Raw genomic sequence first — 2,616 nt, forward strand, 5'->3', positions numbered from 1 at the left:
GAGAACACGGCCCAGCCCCAGCTCCCGCGAAATCCGGTACGCCAGTGACGACTTGCCGCTTCCCGGCCGCCCCGTCACCAGCAACGGCCGTCGCAGGTACAGCGCCGCGTTGACCATCTCCGCCTCGAAGATCAGCAGGGGCAGCTCGCCAACCCCGCGTTGAAATCGGAGAGCCCGGAAAACGCCGCGGATGCGTCCTCGAAGCGAGGCGGCGGGGAGACATAGTGGGCGGCACGGCGGACAGCCATGCCGAGTCCCGGCGACGCAAAATCCGCCAACCGTTCGCGCAGTTTCTCTTGTTCGGCCTCCGGGGTGACTTCGTGCATCCGGACCGACGTCACGAGGGCGCGCACCTCCGCGCAGTCCTTGCTGCCGGGGCGGAGGAATTCGATCACATCCGCCAGCGAGTTCAGCCCTTCCGTGAGACGGCAGCACGCGGAAACTATTTCGATCAATTGGTCACGGCCGGTCAGTTGGTCCGAAAAGGTGAACGGGTGGTCGAGCGCGTCCCGCAGTTCGCTCACCATCAGGGTGCGAATCGATTTGTCGTCGGCGAAGCCGGTCACCACGAGTACGTCCACCACCTGCTTGCGGACCGCGATGCCCGGCCGGGGATGCCCTGCTTCACCTCTTCCACCCCGAGAAGCGCACCGAAGATCGTATGTTTACCTGTCCGGCGCAGTTACAAAAGGGCAAAAATCGTCCCGCAACAGAGCCGAAAGCGGACAGCATGCTTCACCACGTTGGCCGCTCGGGTCGCTGGTCAGTGATCGCGGCAGCGCCACGATCTGTGGCGATCAGGCAGGTGGATCTTCACGCCGTCGCCGGTGTTCTCCCTAAAGAGCGCGTCCCAGGGGATGCCGGCGTCCGCGAAAGCCGTGCGCATGAGCTTCCAGAACCCCTCGTGGACGACCAGCCGGTGCGCCGTCGTGCGCTTCGGGTCGTTGTAGCCGGCGATGTCGACGGCCATGATCGTCTTGTGGTGCGCAGCCGGATGCATGGCCCACCTCCCCACGTCCGGGGCTCATTGTCCCAGACCCATGCACGTCCGGCCATGTTCGCGTAGGGCGTTACGCCGAAACCGGACCTCCTTGACCTTGTTTCGTCCATAATTCGGCGTGCCCACGAGACGCCTGCAGCTGGTGAACGCGGATGAGGACCACCGCGTCTCCACCATCGAGCTCTTCTTCGACCTGGTCTTCGTCTACGCCATCACCCAGGTCACCCAGCTGATGGCCGACCACCTGAGCCCCGCCGGTGTCGGGCAGGGGGTGGCCATGCTCGCCGTCCTGTGGTGGTGCTGGTGCAGTTATGCCTGGCTCGGGACCACCATCCACGTCGACCACGGGATTGCGCGGCTGGCGATGTTCGGGGCCATGGCCGTCATGTTCCTGGTGTCGCTGACCATCCCGGAAGCCTTCGCCGACCACCCCGGCGGGTTGTTCACGCCCGCGCTGTTCGTGGCCTGCTACGCGCTCGTGCGGTTGCTGCACCTCGTCGCCTACCTCGGTGCCGCGAAACACGACCCCGGGCTCCGGCGGGTGCTGCTCAAGATGTTCGTCGGACTGCTGCCGAGTGTCGGGCTGCTCGGCGTCGCCGCGTTCCTGAGCGGGCCGTGGCAGCTGGGGTTGTGGGTGTTGGCGTTGGGAATCGATTACCTCAACGTCTACCTCGCCGGGCCGGACGGGTGGCGGCTGAACGCTCCCGCGCACTTCGCCGAGCGGTTCGGGCTCATCGTGATCATCGCGCTCGGCGAGTCGATCGTGGCGATCGGGATCGGGATCGGGGCGCTGCCGATGTCGTGGCTGATCGCCGGGGCGGCCGTGTGCGGGCTGGCGCTGGCCGCGGGGATGTGGTGGACCTACTTCGACGTCGTCGCGCGCGTGTCCGAGCATCGGCTGACGCAGGCGACCGGGGTCGAACGGGCGAAGCTCGCCACCGACTCCTACACCTTCCTGCACCTGCCGCTGATCGCCGGGGTCGTGCTGGTCGCCCTCGGCCTGAAGAAAGCCTTCCTCTACATCGCCGACACCGAGCACCACACCCCCGGCGAAGCACTGCACGGCGTGCCGATCTGGACGCTGACCGGCGGCCTCGCGCTCTACCTCGTCGCGTTGAGCGCCCTCCGCAAGCGCAACCTCGGCAGCTGGAACCACCAGCGCCTGGTCCTCGGCGTGCTGCTGGTCGCGGCGACGCCGTTGCTGGAGCACGTGCCCGCGGCCGCGCTGCTGCTGATCGTGGCCGCCCTGGTGCTCGGGCTCATCACTTTCGAGCGCATCCGGTTCGCCGAGTGGCGCAGGAAAGTGCACACTGCCCACCCGTGAGCCACCCCGCACTGGCGCCGCGCCGTCTCCCGGGTTAACCTACTCGCGAGTAGGTAACGGGATGGAGGGCCACATGGCTGCGCCAAGGAAACGGGACGCGATGGGCTGAAGCCTGTCGGCGTCACCGTCAAGGCCGAGCCGGCGATGGGTCTGCGCGGCGCGGCGACCGGCAAGCTGCACCTGGAGAAGGTCGCGCTGCCCGCGGGTGCGCTGCTCGGCGGCGGGAAGGCGGACGTCTTCGCCGAGGTGGTCCGCCTGTCGCGGCTGGGCTGGGCGGCGCTGGCCGCCGGCA

3 protein-coding genes and 2 pseudogenes are annotated in these 2,616 nt (G+C 67.7%); 2 read left to right on the forward strand and 3 right to left on the reverse strand.

Translation table 11 applies throughout. The features are described from left to right. The 3 genes and pseudogenes from ACLJQE_RS44530 to ACLJQE_RS44540 form a co-directional block, all read right to left on the reverse strand. A pseudogene (locus ACLJQE_RS44530) lies at window positions 1–126 on the reverse strand (MoxR family ATPase); the annotation flags it as partial. A 5-nt stretch (window positions 127–131) separates the two neighbouring features. Further along, window positions 132–581: an effector-associated domain 2-containing protein gene (locus tag ACLJQE_RS44535; RefSeq protein ID WP_410645910.1), complete on the reverse strand. Its 450-nt coding sequence runs from the start codon at window positions 579–581 to the stop codon at window positions 132–134. A 182-nt stretch (window positions 582–763) separates the two neighbouring features. After that, a complete protein-coding gene (locus tag ACLJQE_RS44540; protein ID WP_410645911.1) occupies window positions 764–1,000 on the reverse strand; it encodes a hypothetical protein in 237 nt (78 codons plus the stop codon). Window positions 1,001–1,118: 118 nt separating this feature from the next. Here ACLJQE_RS44540 and ACLJQE_RS44545 point away from each other — a divergent pair, with 118 nt between their 5' ends. Both ACLJQE_RS44545 and ACLJQE_RS44550 read left to right on the forward strand, forming a co-directional pair. After that, window positions 1,119–2,324 (forward strand): low temperature requirement protein A, encoded by a 1,206-nt coding sequence (locus ACLJQE_RS44545; RefSeq protein WP_410645912.1) that lies wholly within the window; start codon window positions 1,119–1,121, stop codon window positions 2,322–2,324. A 117-nt stretch (window positions 2,325–2,441) separates the two neighbouring features. Further along, a pseudogene (locus ACLJQE_RS44550) lies at window positions 2,442–2,616 on the forward strand (acyl-CoA dehydrogenase); the annotation flags it as partial.

Origin of the sequence: Amycolatopsis sp. lyj-346 (assembly GCF_046548975.1) — a bacterium.
Lineage (GTDB): Bacteria > Actinomycetota > Actinomycetes > Mycobacteriales > Pseudonocardiaceae > Amycolatopsis.

What these genes read in the sequence shown, in the direction of transcription:
- ACLJQE_RS44540 (WP_410645911.1), bottom strand. Translation starts at nt 1,000, where the DNA reads ATGCATCCGGCTGCGCACCACAAGACGATCATGGCCGTCGACATCGCC.